Source organism: Sphingobium psychrophilum, assembly GCF_012927105.1.
Lineage (GTDB): Bacteria > Pseudomonadota > Alphaproteobacteria > Sphingomonadales > Sphingomonadaceae > Sphingobium > Sphingobium psychrophilum.
Genome location: NZ_JABBFV010000023.1, coordinates 24,730 through 40,588, shown reverse-complemented (window position 1 = coordinate 40,588; position 15,859 = coordinate 24,730). Strand labels below are relative to the sequence as shown.

Below are 15,859 nucleotides of genomic sequence, written 5' to 3'. Positions count from 1 at the left end.
ATCCAAGGATCACTGCCATGTCCTTCGCTTCCCCCGCCGATGCGGGCTCATCCCGCGCGTCCATCCTCTGTGGCCTGATCGGCAGCGGCATCGCCGGATCGCGCAGCCCGGAGATGCATGAGGGAGAGGCCCGCGCGCTCGGCATCCCTATGGTGTATCGCATCCTCGACGGGGAAGTGATGGGCTATGATGCAGAGGGCCTGCCGCGCCTGCTCGCCATGCTGGTCGGCATGGGTTTCGACGGCATCAACGTCACCCATCCTTTCAAGCAGGCGGTGATGCCGTTGGTCGATAGCGTGTCCGACGCGGCAAGGGCCTTGGGCGCGGTCAACACCATCCTGTTCCGTGACGGCAAGCGTCATGGCGACAATACGGACTGGTCTGGCTATCGCGCGCATTTTCTGGCGGGCCTTGGCGATCGGCTGCGTGCCCATGTTGCGCTGATCGGTGCGGGCGGCGCGGCGGCGGCGATCGGTTATGCCCATCTCGACCTTGGCGCGCAGTGTGTGACGATCACGGACCCCGCGCCTGAACAGGCGAAAGCACTCGCCGATCGGCTTGGCACGCTGTTTCCGCAAGCTCAGGTGAAGGCGGCACTGTCGGCGGAAGACGCCATTCGCGGCGCGGACGGAATCGTGCAATGTTCGCCGATCGGGATGCTCAGCCATCCGGGCCTGCCTTTCGACCCTGCCTTGCTGACGCCCGATCAATGGGTGTCGGACATCATCTATTTCCCGCTGGAAACGCCATTAATCCAGGCGGCTTCGGCCAAAGGCTGCGCGACGCTAAATGGTGGCGGCATGGCGGTGATGCAGGCCGCCCACGCTTTTGCGCTGTTCACGGACATTGCGCCTGACGCCGCGCGGATGTTGCGTGCTTTCGACAGCCCCAGCGATCGAAAGGCCGCTGTATGATCGCTGACAGCCCGCCCGCCATGATCATCGCCGCGCCAAGCACCGCGGTCGCGCGGCAACTGCAAGGGCCGTCCGCCGGTCCCCAAACGCCGGTGCCGTCACCGCCGGCTGACAAGCCGGGCTGGCGCACCCGCCTGAAGGATAAGGGCGTCGAACTAACCTTCTCCTATGTCTCCGAAAGCGCTGCGTCCATCACGGGCGGGCGCGACGGCGGCGCGGCCTACACCCAGCAATTGCTCGCCTCTACCGCGATCGACACCGGCAAGGCGTTCGGCCTGGAGGGCGGCAAGATCATCGCCACGATCATCCACCGCAAGGGGGAGGATCTGACCGCGACGCGCCTTGGAAACCTGTTCGAGGTGCAGGAATTATTCGGTGGCGGGCAGGATTTGCGCCCGGCTGAACTCAGCTACGAACAGAAGCTCAATGGCGGCAAGACCGCGCTCAAATTCGGCCTTTATCATACGGGCGACGATTTCGCGACCTTGCCGAGTGGCTGCCAGTTCCAGAATTTCGCCTTCTGCCCGCGCCCAACCACGCTCTTCTATAATAGCGGCTTTTCGGGCTTTCCGATCCCGCGCTGGGGACTGCGCATCCGGCAGGAAATCGCGCCGAACCTGACCGTGACGGTCGCGGGGTTCGAAGTGAACGCCTTCCGCGCACAGACCGGGGCAGGCTGGAAGCTGGCACCGCGGTTCGACAGTTTCGTACTGCCGGTCGAACTGGGCTGGAAGACGGGGCAGGGGACAGGCGGCCTGCCCGGCCTGGTCCGCATAGGCGCGCTGGTGGACACAACCAACCGCGCCAACGTGCGCGACGATGTGAACGGGCAATCATATGTCCTGTCCGGGCTTGCTCCCGCGATGCGGCAGGAACGGTGGAGCGCCTGGGCGATGGCGGAAAAGATGGTGGTCCGATTCGGTCCGGGCGATCGCGGCCTCAGCCTGTTCGGCACGGCCACCCTGTCGGATCGCCACACGGCGCGAGTGCCCATTTTCGTCAGCGGCGGCTTCGTCGCGCGCGGGCTGTGGGACAGCCGGCCCAGGGATAATTTCGGCCTCGGCCTCGTCTATGCCCGCGTCAATCCCCGCATCACGGATCGGCAGCGCGATCAGGTTGCACTTGGTCAGAATGTCGCGGTGCAGACCTATGAGATCAGCGGCGAGATTTTCTATGGATGGCAGACGACCCGGCAATTGCTGCTGCGGCCCAACCTGCAATATGTCCACCGCGTCGGCGCAACGAACCTTTATCCCGACGCGCTGGTGGCGGGCGCAACCGTCAAGTTCATCTTCTGACGGATCGCGCCTCCGTCCGTTCGCTTCGACAAACAGACGGAGGTAAAGATTTATAGCGTGGCTGTCGGTGTCGCTTCGGGGCGAAACCGGTTCTGCGCGGCCAGCCGCACCCCGGCATTGGGCGCGCCATAACCGGCATAACCATCGGCGCGCTGCACGAATTCGAAGAAGAACAGCTTGTCGAAGGCGCGGCTGTAAAGCTGCCAGAAGCCTGCGCCGTCGCTATCCTCGTCATACAGGATGCCAAGGTCGGCCATGCGCGCAACCAGCGCGTCGTCCAGATCGAAGCGCACCGCCAGATCGGCATGATAGTTGGTCGGGATATCCAGCATCGCCGCGCCTTCGTCTCGCAGCGCTAGCGCCGTGCCAAAGATATCGTCGGTGGTCAGCGCGACATGCTGATAGCCGCCGCCAATGCCATGGTCCAGAAAGCGTGCGGACAATGTCTCGCGTGCATCGGTCGCGTTGATCGTTACCCGGAACGCGCCGTCCGCCGATTGCAGCGCCTGGCTGTGGACCAGGCCGGACGGGTCGATGACATCCTGCGCCGCGCGCGCTTCCAACCCGAACAAGGCGCGCCAGTAGAGCTGCCACGACAGAAATTCGTCATTATGGACGACGGCGGCGAGGTGATCGATGCCGCGGGCATCGGCACCGACCGCGCCCGCATCGCCATCAGCCGCGTGAAATTCGCGCGCCCACAATCCCTCGACCTCGTCCGCGTCGATCAGATAGACCAGGCTGCCGCCCACGCCGCGCAGCGCCGGCATGGCGAGGCGACCGGGGCGGCCTTCCGGGCTATAGGCTTTGATGCCCAGCGCCGCGGCGCGGGCCAGTACCGCCATCTTGTCCTTCACCCGCACGCCGATCGCACAGATCGCCGTGCCCTGCGCCGCGCGATAGGCGCTGGCAAAGCCCTTGGGTTCCGCATTGATGACCAGATTGACACCGCCCTGCCGCCAGCGCGTCACCTTCTTGTGGCGATGCTCGCCGACCAGGGTGAAGCCCAGCGTCGCGAAACTGCTGCCCAAGCGCGCGGCATCGCGGCCATCGGCGGTGAATTCTACGAACTCGGCACCCAGCACCGGTTGCGGCGCAGGCATATCGGTGGGTTGATCGATCAACCGCTTTGCCGCGTCACGCACATAGTCGAGCGACCGGCAGCCATCCTCGGCAACCAGCCGCGCGGCATTGGAGCGGAAACGGTCGTTGAAGATTTCCAGGCTGAGTGGCCCAGTATAGCCGGCGCGCAATATTTCCGCGACGAAGCCTTCGACATCCAGGCCGCCCTGGCCCGGCAGGTTGCGGAAATGGCGGCTCCAATAAAGCAGGTCCATGTCGAGCAGTGGCGCGTCCGCCAGTTGGACAAAGGCGATCTTGTCGCCCGGTATCGCGCGAATGCTGTCACTCGGGATCTTGCGCGACAGGGAATGGAAGCTGTCGAGGATGATGCCGACATGGGGATGGTCGACCGCTTCCACGATGGCCCAAGCGTCGCGATGGTCGTTGACATGCCGACCCCAGGCGAGCGCCTCATAGCCCAGGATGATGCCGCGTTGCTGCGCGATGTCGCCCAGTTCGCGGAAATCATCGACAATGCGCTGACGTTCGCCCAGCGCCGCGGGGTGGCAGTTGGAGCAGATGAGGATGCGGTCGGTGCCCAGTTCATCCATCAGGTCGAACTTGGCCTTCGCCCGGTCGAAGGCGCGGCGGCGCAGATCGCCCGGCATCCCTTCGAAATCGCGGAACGGCTGGTAGAGCATGCAGGCCAGGCCCAGATCGCCCAGCATCGCGCGGACCTCCCGCGGGGCGAGGGCGGAGCCGATCAGGTCATTCTCGAAAATCTCGACCCCGGCGAAACCGGCGGCGGCCGCGGCCTTCAGCTTTTCCTCCAGCGTTCCGCGCAGCGACACGGTGGCGATGGCGTTCTCAGACAGGGGGATGGACATGGCGGCTCCTTATCAAGCCGTCATAGTCGTGGCCCCGGTCAATATCCGCAATTGGGCCGAACTGACCGGGGCATAGCTTATGGTTATAGCATGGGACCGTGGCGACCTATTTGCGCTGGGTCGTCGTCGCATCGCGGGTCGCGCGAAATTCGCTGTCCGCCGACCAGTTCGGCCAGTCATGGCTGTCGGCCACCCGACGACCGACATTGTAGAGCAAAGTCAGGTCGCCCGCCCAACTGCTGGTATCCCAATGGGCGTCATATTCGTCGGCCGGCTGGTGATAGCGGTCCTTGGTGTAGGCGTCCTGCAAGATCTTGCCACGATCGGCGCCGCCATTGACCAGTTCGCGCCCCGGATTGAAGGAAATGGCGGGCACGCCGCGCTTGGCCATCGGGAAATGATCGGAGCGGTAGAAGCTGCCCGCCTCGGGCCGCGCGTCCGGCGTATAATGCCGCCCCAACTTCTCGCCTTCTTCGGTCAGCGTCGTCAGCAGGTCCAGCTTGGCCGCGCCGGAAATGCTGAAGTTCCTGGTTTTCTCGAACCCGAACGGCCCGTCCATATTGACCACGCCGGCGGTGGTCGCCAACGGCCGCAACGGATTGTCGGCATAATATTCGGACCCAAGCAGGCCCTTCTCCTCCGCCGTCACCGCCAGGAACAGGACGCTGCGTTCGGGCTTTGGCCCCTTGGCATAGGCGCGCGCCAGTTCCAGCAGCGCGGCGGTGCCCGATGCATTGTCCTTCGCGCCATTATAGATGGTGTCGCCCTTCGCATCGGGCGCGCCGATGCCCAGATGGTCCCAATGGGCGGAGTAGATCACCGTTTCGTCGGGATATGTGCTGCCTTGCACCAGGCCCGCGACATTGTGCGACGTGATGATGTCGGACGTGACCGCATAGCTGGCGCTCATCGTGGCCTTGAGCGGGATGGGCCGAAAATCCTTCTTGCGCGCCGCCGCCTTGGCCGCGTTGAAATCAATGCCTGATGCGGCCAGCAATTTGGCCGCCAGATCCTGCTGCATCCAGCCTTCCATCTGGGTATGCGCCGCCTTGGGATCGGCGCGGACGATGTCGAACATCGTGTTGGTGTTGCTGTTCTTGACCGTCGCCCAGCCATAGGAGGCGGGTTCGCTTTCATGCACCACCAGCACGCCGGCAGCGCCCTGCCGCGCGGCTTCCTCGTACTTATAGGTCCAGCGGCCATAATAGGTCATCAGCTTGCCGCCGAAATCGCCTTCACCGCCCTCGAAATCCGGGTCGTTGACCAGGACGACCATGATCTTGCCCTTCAGGTCCACGCCCTTGAAATCGTCCCATCCGCGTTCGGGCGCTTTCACGCCATAGCCAACGAAGACCAGCGGCAGGTCGGCGAAGCGGACCGAGGACTGACCCGTTTCCGCTGCACGCACGGCGATTTCGCCCCCTTGCGTCAGCGGCTGGGCCGCACCGCCGATCGTCATCGACAAAGTGGGCGTGCCGGTGATGTTCGACATGCGCAGCGGCACGTCCTGAAACCAGCTGCCTTTCGGCCCGGCAGGTTTCAGGCCCGCCGCCTTCATCTGCGCGGCGATATAGTCGATCGTCTTGACCTCCGCCCGCGTGGCCGGGCCGCGTCCTTCATATTCGTCGCTGGAGAGCGTCTTGATGTCGGCGCCCACGCGCGCCACGTCGAAACTGGGCGGCGCAGCCATGGCGATGGCGGATGTAGATAGCAGCCCGGCCAGCATGAACGGACGGAAGGGCGATAAAGAGGGCAGCATAATCAACTCCTTGGCGCAGGGCTGCGCAATGAGTCGGATCATGCCGATCAGGCCGCCAATGTCGACAGTCTTTATGCCAGACCGGGACCGGCGCGGTACGCTGGCATATCTTATGGAAACATTGTAGCGCCGGGTGCCTCATGGAAGAGGCCCATATGATGGATATATCCCGCCGCGAATTTTCGACCCGCGATGGATTGACGCTGGTCGCCGATGTCGGTGGTCCAATGCATGCCCCTACGATCATGTTACTGCATGGCGGTGGGCAGACGCGCCATAGCTGGTCGGGCGCGATGCGCCGCATGATCGCGGAGGGCTATCATGTCATCAATTTCGATGCGCGCGGGCATGGCGACAGCAGTTGGTCGGACGAGGGCGACTATTCGCTCGCGGCGCGCGGTGCGGACCTGCAGGCGGCGATTGGCGATCGCCGGCCGGTCGCGCTGGTCGGCGCATCGATGGGCGGCATGACCAGCTTCTACGCGGTCGGCATGGGGCAGGTGCCGCAGGCGACCGCGCTCGTGCTGGTGGACATCGTGCTGCGTCCGGCGACGGCCGGGGTGGAGAAAATCCAGAGCTTCATGCAGGCCCATGCGGGTGGTTTCGCCACGGCCGATGATGCGCTCGCCGCGGTCATCGCCTATAATCCGCAGCGCAAGGCGCAGCGTGATCCGTCGGGCCTGATGAAGAATCTGCGACGGCGCGACGATGGGCGACTTTACTGGCATTGGGACCCGCGCATGCTGGCGGCGCGACCGAGCGCCGAACCGCCGGCCTGGACCGAGGAGTTGCTGGCGGCGAGCAGCCGGGTGACGATCCCGACCTTGCTGGTGCGGGGCGGCAAGAGCGATATCGTGGATGACGCGGGCGTGGCCGAGCTAGTCAGCCTTGTGCCGCAGACGGAAGTCTATTGCGTGCCGGACGCCGGCCATATGGTCGCAGGCGACAGCAATGACATGTTCAACGATGGTGTGCTGGATTTCCTGCGCCGCATCCGTTTCGGGGCGGAATAGCTATCCATCCACGAATGTCGCGACCTGATCCAGCGGCACGCGGGCGACCGGCAATCGGTTGATCGCTGCCTCCGGGTCGCGATAGCTGACCGATATTCCGCAAAAGAGGGCCGCTGCATGCGGGCGTTTGCAACGATAGTGGCGGCATGGCCTGCCAACGATGTGCGACGGCGAGTTGGACAGCTGTACGCGATTGCGGCGATAGCGCGGATTTAACATAATCCTTATTATCGAACTTTCTGATTGTAAGCGCAATTTGGAGATGCCACTGCCCGCAATTTAGAGATGTCACAGCCGGGACGTCTCGCGGTTCCGGTGGCATGTTTCTCCTGCATGCGGGAGGACACGCTTATGACGGTGGTGGCAATGAGCCGTGGCGAGCTTTCCCGGTATGATACACTGCTTCGTTTCGACCGTGGTGAACTGAGGGTCGAGGATGCAGCGATGCTGCTTGGGGTCTGTCGCCGCCAGGTGTACCGGTTGCTCGACCGATTACATACAGATGGCCCTGAAGCACTTGTGTCTTGGAAGCGCGGCCGCCCGAGCAACCGCGCCTTCAAGGAGGACCTTCGCACACGCGTTCTCGACCTGGTGCGCCAGCACTATCATGATTTCGGTCCGACTCTAGCGACTGAATATCTCGCCGGGCGGCACCAGATCACGATTTCGCACGAGACTTTACGCCAGTGGATGATTCAGGCCGGATTCTGGAAGGACCGTGACGCTCGCCGTCCTCGCCCATATCAGCCGCGTTATCGTCGGGATTGTCGAGGTGAACTGATCCAGATCGACGGCTCAAAACATTGGTGGTTTGAAGATCGCGGCCCGCAATGCACCCTGCTGGTTTATATCGACGACGCGACCAGCGAACTGATGCACCTCAGGATGGTCGAGAGCAAGAGCACCTTTGCCTATATGGAGGCGACCCGCGCATATATCGAATGGCACGGCAAGCCGGTGGCCTTTTATTCCGATAAGCACAGCGTTTTCCGGAACGCGCGGGCCAGCGCCGCTCGTGGCGATGGCATGACGCATTTTGGTCGCGCGCTCGATGCTCTGAACATCGAGATCATCTGCGCCAACTCGCCGCAGGCCAAGGGCCGGGTCGAACGGGCCAATGCCACCTTGCAGGATCGCCTGCTCAAAACGATGCGCCTGGAATGCATCTCATCGATCGAGGACGCCAACACCTTCCTCGACAGCTATAGGACCAGGCACAACGAGCGGTTCGCCCGACCCGCCTTCGATGCCCGCGATATGCACCGTCCGCTTGCACCGCATGACGATCTGCGCTCAATCATGGTCTGGCGTGAGCAGCGGACCGTGACGGCGGCGCTGACGCTGCATTACAACAAGGCAATGTTCATTCTGGAGCCGAACGATGTCAGCCTAGATCTGGCGCGCAAGCGGGTGACGGTCTGTGAATATCCCGACGGTCGACTGGAGATCGAGCATGAGGGCCATGTCCTGCCCTATCGTCAGTTCGACAAGATGCGGCAGGTGAACCAGCCTGCCATTGTCGAGAACAAGCATCTGGACGCGGCGTTGCTGCTGGCCCGGCAGATGCAGGCGATCATGCCGCATCACCGCAAGCGCAACAACCACGCCCCTGCCCGCCGTGACCAGCCCATGCATATGTTCTCCGAGCCGGAACCGCCTGCGAAGATCGATCGCCGCACACTGGGCGGCTCGAAGCTCAAGCGTAGTCCCAGGCTCAGTGATGAGACGTTGCGCGAACGCGGCACGCTCAGGTTCGTGCAGAGGACATGACCGGGCCCACTGCAGGGCAGCGGGTCCATGGTGCACCACCCCAAAGTCAGCGCATCAGCAGGGGCTGCGCTGCGCTAGGCCGATGGCTCCGCGCAGCCCCTGCTGTCTTCAACGTGTGACATTTCTATATGGCGGAGATAGTGACTTCTCTAAATGGCAGGAACAGCAATGCCGATCCCGCCTACAGCCGGTCGCGCATCGTCCGCATCACGTCGTCGATGAAATCGATCGTGGCCCTGATCCGGGTCAGCCGTTGCAGATCGGCATGCATCACCAGCCAGTAGCTGCGCCATACCTCGATCTCCTGCGGTAATATCCGCACCAGTCGCTCATCTTCGCCCGCCGCAAAGACGTGCAGCACGCCGATGCCCACGCCCGCCACCACCGCGGCATGCTGCGCCGCGCTGGAGCTGGACCGGAAGCCGATCGGCGCGCCGGGCAAGATCTGGTCCAGGGCGATCATTTCGGGAAATCCGGCCAGTTCCTCGATATAGGATATGAAGGCATGGCGATTGAGGTCGGCGCGCACCGTCGGTTCGCCATGGCTGTCCAGATAGTCTCGCGACGCATAAAGACCGAGGCGATAGTCGACCAGCTTGCGGGTCACCAACCGCCCCTTGGGCGGCGGTTTCAGCATCACTGCGATATCAGCCTCGCGCTTGGACAGGCTGGCCACCCGGCTTTCCGACGCCAGTTCCAGCGTCAGCCGGGGATGCCGGGCGCGCAGGGCGGCGACATGGGGCGCAACCAGATAGCTGGCGCAGGCTTCGGGCGTCGCCAGGCGCACCGTCCCCTCGACCTCGCTGTCCCGGCCGGACACGCTTCCGACCGCCGCCAGCAATTCGCTCTCGATCCGTTCGGCATGACCCACGAGCGCGAAGGCGGCCTGGGTCGGCGTGACGCCGCGTGGCGACCGATCGAACAGGCGCGCGCCCAGTGTCGCCTCCAGGCTGGTGATCCGCCGGGCGACGGTGCTATGGTCGACACCGACGCGTCGCGAGGCCGCCAGCATATTGCCTTCGCGCATGACGGCCAGGAAGAGGCGGAGATCGTCGGAATTCAGCATAGGTATAACTGCACAACCAATGTGTCGCCATATGCATATCCCTGCCAAGCTGCCGCGTCTATAAGATGTTCGTTCCGATCAGGAGAGGATCAGTTATGAGAACCGTCACCCATTTCATCCATGGCACGTCCACGTCCCTGCCCGGCGCGCGCCTGTCCGACATACTCGATCCGTCGACCGGCGCGGTCCAGGCGCAGGTGGAACTGGGCGATGCCGCCCATCTCCAGAAGGCGATCGATTCCGCGCTGTCGGCCCAGCCCGACTGGGCCGCGACCAACCCGCAGCGCCGCGCGCGCGTGATGTTCCGCTACCGGGAACTGATCGAAGCGAATATGGACGAGCTGGCGCGGATGCTGTCGTCCGAACATGGCAAGGTGCTGGCCGACGCCAAGGGCGATATCCAGCGCGGTCTGGAAGTCGTGGAGTTCGCCTGCGGCATCCCGCATTTGCTGAAGGGCGATTATACGCAAGGCGCCGGCCCCGGCATCGACGTCTATTCGATGCGCCAGCCGCTGGGCATCGTGTCGGGCATCACCCCGTTCAACTTCCCGGCCATGATCCCGCTGTGGATGAGCGCGATGGCGATCGCGTGCGGTAACGCCTTCATTCTCAAGCCCTCGGAGCGTGATCCGTCCGTGCCGGTCCGCCTGGCGGAACTGGCGCTGGAAGCGGGCCTGCCCGCTGGCATCCTGAACGTCGTCCATGGCGACAAGGAAATGGTCGATGCCATTCTGGACCATCCTGATATCAAGGCAGTGAGCTTCGTCGGGTCGTCCGACATCGCCAATTATGTCTATCAGCGGGCCGCCGCGAACGGCAAACGGGCGCAATGCATGGGCGGCGCGAAAAATCACGGCATCATCCTGCCTGACGCGGACATGGACCAGGCGGTCGCCGATATCGTGGGCGCGGCCTATGGTTCGGCGGGCGAACGCTGCATGGCGTTGCCGGTCGTGACCCCGGTGGGCGAAGCGACGGCGGAAATCTTCCGCACCAAGCTGATCGCCGCAATCGAGACGCTGCGTCCCGGCATACCGACCGATCCCGACGCGCAATATGGTCCGCTCGTCACCGCCCAGCACAAGGCGCGGGTCGAATCCTATATCCAGATGGCGGCCGATGAAGGCGCGGAAATCGTGGTCGACGGCCGCGGCTTCCAGCTCCAGGGCTATGAGGAAGGCTTCTACCTCGCGCCCACGCTGATCGACCGGGTCACCCCGCAGATGAAAAGCTATCAGGACGAAATTTTCGGCCCGGTGCTCCAGATCCTGCGCGCAGAGACGTTCGAGGAAGCGCTGAGCTATCCGAGCAAGCATCAATATGGCAACGGCGTCGCCATCTTCACCCGCAACGGCGATTATGCCCGCAAGTTTGCCGCGGAGGTCGAAGTCGGCATGGTCGGCATCAACGTGCCGATCCCGGTGCCGGTCGCCTATCATAGCTTTGGTGGTTGGAAGCGTTCGGGCTTCGGCGATATGGACCAATATGGCGAGGATGGCGTGCGCTTCTACACCCGCAACAAGAAGATCACGCAGCGCTGGCCGACCGGCGGCGCGGTGGTGGACCAGAGCTTCGTCATCCCGACGATGAAGTAAGCGCTTTTGCGCGGATGTTAAGGGGACGGGCGATCGCTGCGGCCATTGCCCGTCCCTTCCCTTGCTTCCCGTCCAGCAGAAACCGCGTTATGCTGGGCGAATGACCACCATCTTCCTCGCAGGCGCTACGGGCCTGGTCGGCGGCATAGCGCTGACGCTGATGCTGGACGATGATCGCGTGACGCAGGTCGTGGCGCCCACGCGGCGGCCATTGGCGCCCCATTCCAAATTGCTCAATCCGCTGGTGGACAGCGGCACCCTGCCCCGTGATGCGCCATGGTGGGCGGCCGATGGCGCGATTTGCGCGCTGGGTACGACGCGCAAGAAGGCCGGGTCGGTGGCGGCTTTCCGCGCGGTCGATCATGACTATGTGCTGGCGATCGCCGCGGCGCTGCGGCGCGGTGGGGCGCTTCGCTTTGCACTGACCTCCTCCATGGGCGCGGACAGCCGCTCGCCCTTTCTCTACCCGCGGACCAAGGGCGAGGTGGAAGCGGCGGTGCGCCAGCTTGGCTTTCCATCGCTGACGATCCTGCGGCCGGGCCTGCTGGGCGGCGAGCGGGCGGAGCATCGGGCGATAGAACGGATCACGGGCAGCGTGCTGCGGATCGCCGGACCCATCCTGCCGGCCAGCGCCAGGATCAGCCCGGCGGTCACCGTGGCGCAGCTGTTGGTCGCGGCGGCACTAAGCGGGCAGCCCGGCACCCATGTCATAACGGCGGCGGATATTGCCCGCGCCGCCGCGCTCTAGATCAGCTTCAGCACCATGTCGGCATGTTCGGGCCGACAGATGAGCAGGTCCGGCAGATAGACATCGGCCTGATTGTAGATGAGCGGCGAGCCGTCGATGCGCGAGCAATGGAGGCCATGGGCGCGTGCGACCGCGACCGGGGCCATGCTGTCCCATTCATATTGGCCGCCGCTATGCAGGTAGATATCGGCCTGGCCCAGGATGATCGCCATCGCCTTGGCTCCCGCCGACCCCATCGGCACCAGTTCCGCGCCCAGATGCGCGGCCACTTCGATCGCTTCGGCCGCCGGGCGGGTGCGGCTGACGACCATGCGCAGCCGGTCGGGTGCGGAGGGCAAGGGGATGGGCTGGTCGGAGCGCAGGACGAGGCCACGCCCGCCCCCCACGCCGTCCATGCCCGGCAGCGCGACCGCGCCGATCACCGGCTGGCCATCGATCGCCATACCCACATGCACCGCCCAGTCGGCCCGCTCCTCGCCATATTCGCGCGTGCCATCGACCGGATCGACGACCCACACCCGGCTCTTGGCCAGGCGATCTTCATTATCCTTTTCCTCCTCGGACAACAGCCCGTCGTCGGGCCGCTGTTCGCGCAGGGCATGGACGAGGAACTGGTTGGCGGTCTGGTCGCCGGCCTTGCCCAGCGCCTTGGGGCTGAACAGGCCGGACGCCCGGACGTCGAGCAGCAACCTGCCCGCTATTTCGGCGAGATAGGCGGCCAGCTTCGCGTCGGACAGGTCCAGGCTCATGGGATCAGCCTCGCGACGATCGCCTCGGCCGCTTCCTCTGCGGTCATGTCCGCGGTGTCGATGCGGATCTCCGGGTCTTCGGGCGCTTCATAGGGGCTGTCGATGCCGGTGAAATTCTTGAGCTGGCCCGCCCGCGCCTTTTTATAGAGGCCCTTGACGTCGCGCGCCTCGGCATCGGCCAGCGTGGAATCGATATGCACCTCGATAAACTCGCCCGGCTGCATCATCTGCCGCACCATGTCGCGTTCGGCGCGGAAGGGGGAGATGAAGGCGGTGATGACGATCAGGCCCGCGTCGGTCATCAGCTTGGCGACCTCGCCCACGCGGCGGATATTTTCCACCCGGTCGGCGTCGGTGAAGCCCAGATCCTTGTTCAGGCCATGGCGGACATTGTCGCCGTCCAGCAGGAAGGTGTGGCGGTTCATGCGGGCGAGCCGCTTTTCGACCAGATTGGCGATGGTCGATTTGCCCGCCCCCGAAAGCCCGGTGAACCACAGCACGGCGGCTTTCTGATTCTTGAGGCCCGCATGGAAATCGCGGCTGACATCGGTCGCCTGCCAATGGACATTCTGGGCGCGGCGCAGGCTGAAATGCAGCATCCCGGCGGCTACCGTGGCGTTGGTGATCTTGTCGATCAGGATGAAGCCGCCCAATGTGCGGTTCGCTTCATAGGGTTCGAACACGATCTGCTTGTCCGTCGACAGATTGGCGACGCCGATGGCGTTCAGCTCCAGCGTCTTGGCCGCCAGCTGCTCCATCGTGTTGACGTTGACCTGATATTTGGGCTGCTGGACCGTGGCTGTGACAGTCTGGGTGCCGATCTTGAGCCAGTAGGAGCGGCCCGGCAGCATTTCCTCGTCCGCCATCCACACGATCGTCGCTTCGAACTGGTCCGCGACCTGGGGCGGATTGTCGCACACCGCGATCACATCGCCGCGCGAACAATCGACCTCGTCGGCGAAGCAGAGCGTGACCGACTGACCGGCGACGGCTTCGTTCAGGTCGCCATTAAGGGTTACGATGCGGGTGATCGTGCTGGTCTTGCCCGACGGCAGGACGCGGATGGCGTCGCCGGGCCGCACTGATCCAGTTGCGATCTGGCCGGAAAAGCCGCGGAAATCCAGATTGGGGCGGTTGACCCATTGCACCGCCATGCGGAACGGCTTGTCGGCGTCGGCTGCGCTGTTGACCTCGACCATCTCCAGATGCTCGATCAGCGCCGGGCCGGTGTACCAGGGCGTGTTGGCGCTGGGGCCGGTGATATTGTCGCCCTTGAAGCCGGAAATCGGCATCGGCGTGAAAGCGGTGATGCCGATCGAGCGGGCAAATTCGGTATAATCCTTGACGATCCGGTCGAACACCGCCTGATCATAGCCGACCAGATCCATCTTGTTGACGGCCAGCACGATGTTGCGGATGCCGATCAGGTGGGCGAGATAGCTGTGGCGGCGGGTTTGCGTCAGGATACCCTTGCGCGCGTCGATCAGGATGACGGCCAGGTCCGCCGTCGATGCGCCGGTCACCATGTTGCGGGTATATTGTTCGTGGCCGGGGGTGTCGGCGACGATGAACTTGCGCTTTTCGGTGCCGAAGAAACGATAGGCGACGTCGATCGTGATGCCCTGCTCCCGCTCGGCGGCCAGGCCATCGACCAGCAGGGCGAAGTCGATCTCCTGCCCTTGCGTACCGACCTTCTTGCTGTCCGCCTCCAGCGCGGCCAGCTGATCCTCGAAGATCATCTTGCTGTCATAGAGCAGCCGGCCGATCAGCGTCGATTTGCCATCGTCCACCGACCCGCAGGTGATGAAGCGCAGCATCGTCTTATACTCATGGACCTTGAGATAGGCGTCGATATCTTCGGCGATGAGGGCGTCGGTCTTGTAGATGGGGTCTGTGAGGGTGTCGGTCATAGCGTTCTAAATCCGTTCGCCCTGAGCCTGTCGAAGGGCTGTTCTTCTGAAGAAAAGTGTGGGGCTTCGACAGGCTCAGCCCGAACGGAAGGAAACTTCCTTAGAAGTAACCCTCCTGCTTCTTCTTCTCCATGCCCGCGCCGCCCGCATCCTTGTCGATCGCGCGGCCCTGCCGTTCCGACGTGGTCGTCAACAGCGTTTCCTGAATCACTTCGGGCAAAGTCTTGGCCGTGCTTTCGACCGCGCCGGTCAGCGGATAGCAGCCCAGCGTGCGGAATCGGATCGAGCGCATCACCGGCGTTTCGCCGGGCATCAACGGGAAACGGTCGTCATCGACCATCAGCAACATGCCGTCCCGCTCCACCGTGGGGCGTTCATCCGCGAAATAGAGCGGCACGATCGGCACGTCGTTCAAGTGGATATATTGCCAGATATCCAGCTCGGTCCAATTGCTGATCGGGAAGATGCGGATGCTCTCCCCCTTATTCTTGCGAGCGTTGTAGAGGTTCCACAGTTCGGGCCGCTGATTCTTGGGGTCCCAGCCGTGCGACGCGGTACGGAAGGAGAAGATGCGCTCCTTCGCCCGGCTCTTTTCCTCGTCGCGCCGCGCGCCGCCAAAGGCCGCGTCGAAGCCATAGAGGTTGAGCGCCTGCTTCAACCCCTCCGTCTTCCACATGTCGGTGTGCAGCGCGCCATGGTCGAACGGGTTGATGCCCCGGTCCATCGCTTCCTGATTATGATAGACCAGCAATTCCATGCCGCTTTCCTGCGCCATGCGGTCGCGCAGCTTGTACATTTCCTGAAATTTCCAGGTCGTGTCGACATGCAGCAGCGGAAAGGGCGGCGGCGAAGGATAGAAGGCCTTGCGCGCCAGATGCAGCATCACCGCGCTGTCCTTGCCGACCGAATAGAGCATGACCGGCTTTTCGGCCTCGGCGACCACTTCGCGCAGGATGTGGATGCTTTCGGCTTCGAGCCGCTCCAGATGAGTCAGGGTCTTCACGTCCGCCATAAATCCTCGCAATCGCCTTGCCACCGGTTTTGGCAGCAAGCAACTAACATTGGACCTCCCAAATGGGAGGGTGTAG

Annotated in this window: 12 protein-coding genes; 6 read left to right on the top strand and 6 right to left on the bottom strand. The window is 63.6% G+C overall.

Annotated elements, in window-relative coordinates; genetic code table 11:
- Positions 1-17 precede the first annotated feature (17 nt).
- On the top strand, positions 18-914 hold the full coding sequence (locus tag HHL08_RS21310; RefSeq protein WP_169574971.1) for a shikimate dehydrogenase: 897 nt from the start codon (positions 18-20) through the stop codon (positions 912-914).
- Positions 911-2,212 (top strand): carbohydrate porin, encoded by a 1,302-nt coding sequence (locus HHL08_RS21305; RefSeq protein ID WP_169574970.1) that lies wholly within the window; start codon positions 911-913, stop codon positions 2,210-2,212. The genes HHL08_RS21310 and HHL08_RS21305 overlap by 4 nt, the downstream gene beginning before the upstream one ends.
- 50 nt (positions 2,213-2,262) lie before the next feature.
- Here the strand turns inward: HHL08_RS21305 and HHL08_RS21300 are convergent, their stop codons facing one another.
- Together HHL08_RS21300 and HHL08_RS21295 are read right to left on the bottom strand one after the other, a co-directional pair.
- Positions 2,263-4,161, bottom strand: coding sequence for a bifunctional sugar phosphate isomerase/epimerase/4-hydroxyphenylpyruvate dioxygenase family protein (locus HHL08_RS21300; protein ID WP_169574969.1), 1,899 nt, complete (start codon positions 4,159-4,161; stop codon positions 2,263-2,265).
- A gap of 106 nt (positions 4,162-4,267) precedes the next feature.
- Positions 4,268-5,920, bottom strand: a complete 1,653-nt coding sequence (locus tag HHL08_RS21295; RefSeq protein WP_206378029.1) for a M28 family peptidase — start codon at positions 5,918-5,920, stop codon at positions 4,268-4,270.
- 155 nt (positions 5,921-6,075) lie between these two features.
- Between HHL08_RS21295 and HHL08_RS21290 the strand changes: the two genes are divergently transcribed.
- Complete coding sequence (locus tag HHL08_RS21290; RefSeq protein ID WP_169574968.1) at positions 6,076-6,933, top strand: alpha/beta fold hydrolase; 858 nt, start codon at positions 6,076-6,078, stop codon at positions 6,931-6,933.
- 351 nt (positions 6,934-7,284) lie between these two features.
- On the top strand, positions 7,285-8,703 hold the full coding sequence (locus HHL08_RS21285; RefSeq protein ID WP_169574967.1) for an ISNCY family transposase: 1,419 nt from the start codon (positions 7,285-7,287) through the stop codon (positions 8,701-8,703).
- A 181-nt stretch (positions 8,704-8,884) separates the two neighbouring features.
- On the opposite strand, the gene HHL08_RS21280 is transcribed toward HHL08_RS21285, so the two are convergent.
- The gene (locus tag HHL08_RS21280) at positions 8,885-9,769 is read right to left on the bottom strand and encodes a LysR family transcriptional regulator (protein ID WP_169574966.1); all 885 of its coding nucleotides are present in this window, start codon (positions 9,767-9,769) and stop codon (positions 8,885-8,887) included.
- Between the two features lie 95 nt (positions 9,770-9,864).
- Between HHL08_RS21280 and HHL08_RS21275 the strand changes: the two genes are divergently transcribed.
- A complete protein-coding gene (locus HHL08_RS21275) occupies positions 9,865-11,364 on the top strand; it encodes a CoA-acylating methylmalonate-semialdehyde dehydrogenase (RefSeq protein WP_169574965.1) in 1,500 nt (499 codons plus the stop codon).
- A 100-nt stretch (positions 11,365-11,464) separates the two neighbouring features.
- Positions 11,465-12,112: a Rossmann-fold NAD(P)-binding domain-containing protein gene (locus HHL08_RS21270; protein WP_169574964.1), complete on the top strand. Its 648-nt coding sequence runs from the start codon at positions 11,465-11,467 to the stop codon at positions 12,110-12,112.
- Here the strand turns inward: HHL08_RS21270 and HHL08_RS21265 are convergent.
- The 3 genes from HHL08_RS21265 to cysD form a co-directional block, all read right to left on the bottom strand.
- A complete protein-coding gene (locus HHL08_RS21265; protein ID WP_169574963.1) occupies positions 12,109-12,861 on the bottom strand; it encodes a 3'(2'),5'-bisphosphate nucleotidase CysQ in 753 nt (250 codons plus the stop codon). The two genes, HHL08_RS21270 and HHL08_RS21265, sit on opposite strands and share 4 nt — an antisense overlap.
- Positions 12,858-14,771, bottom strand: coding sequence for a sulfate adenylyltransferase subunit CysN (gene cysN / locus HHL08_RS21260; RefSeq protein WP_169574962.1), 1,914 nt, complete (start codon positions 14,769-14,771; stop codon positions 12,858-12,860). Before cysN ends, HHL08_RS21265 begins: the two co-directional genes overlap by 4 nt.
- Before the next feature lie 100 nt (positions 14,772-14,871).
- A complete protein-coding gene (cysD, locus tag HHL08_RS21255) occupies positions 14,872-15,783 on the bottom strand; it encodes a sulfate adenylyltransferase subunit CysD (RefSeq protein ID WP_169574961.1) in 912 nt (303 codons plus the stop codon).
- Positions 15,784-15,859: the final 76 nt, after the last annotated feature.

Excerpts from the sequence above, each read along its gene's own strand:
- cysN (WP_169574962.1), bottom strand. The coding sequence starts at position 14,771 with ATGACCGACACCCTCACAGACCCCATCTACAAGACCGACGCCCTCATC.
- HHL08_RS21280 (WP_169574966.1), bottom strand. The coding sequence starts at position 9,769 with ATGCTGAATTCCGACGATCTCCGCCTCTTCCTGGCCGTCATGCGCGAA.
- HHL08_RS21290 (WP_169574968.1), top strand. The coding sequence starts at position 6,076 with ATGATGGATATATCCCGCCGCGAATTTTCGACCCGCGATGGATTGACG.
- HHL08_RS21270 (WP_169574964.1), top strand. The coding sequence starts at position 11,465 with ATGACCACCATCTTCCTCGCAGGCGCTACGGGCCTGGTCGGCGGCATA.
- HHL08_RS21265 (WP_169574963.1), bottom strand. The coding sequence starts at position 12,861 with ATGAGCCTGGACCTGTCCGACGCGAAGCTGGCCGCCTATCTCGCCGAA.
- HHL08_RS21310 (WP_169574971.1), top strand. The coding sequence starts at position 18 with ATGTCCTTCGCTTCCCCCGCCGATGCGGGCTCATCCCGCGCGTCCATC.
- cysD (WP_169574961.1), bottom strand. The coding sequence starts at position 15,783 with ATGGCGGACGTGAAGACCCTGACTCATCTGGAGCGGCTCGAAGCCGAA.
- HHL08_RS21285 (WP_169574967.1), top strand. The coding sequence starts at position 7,285 with ATGACGGTGGTGGCAATGAGCCGTGGCGAGCTTTCCCGGTATGATACA.
- HHL08_RS21295 (WP_206378029.1), bottom strand. The coding sequence starts at position 5,920 with ATGCTGCCCTCTTTATCGCCCTTCCGTCCGTTCATGCTGGCCGGGCTG.
- HHL08_RS21275 (WP_169574965.1), top strand. The coding sequence starts at position 9,865 with ATGAGAACCGTCACCCATTTCATCCATGGCACGTCCACGTCCCTGCCC.
- HHL08_RS21300 (WP_169574969.1), bottom strand. The coding sequence starts at position 4,161 with ATGTCCATCCCCCTGTCTGAGAACGCCATCGCCACCGTGTCGCTGCGC.
- HHL08_RS21305 (WP_169574970.1), top strand. The coding sequence starts at position 911 with ATGATCGCTGACAGCCCGCCCGCCATGATCATCGCCGCGCCAAGCACC.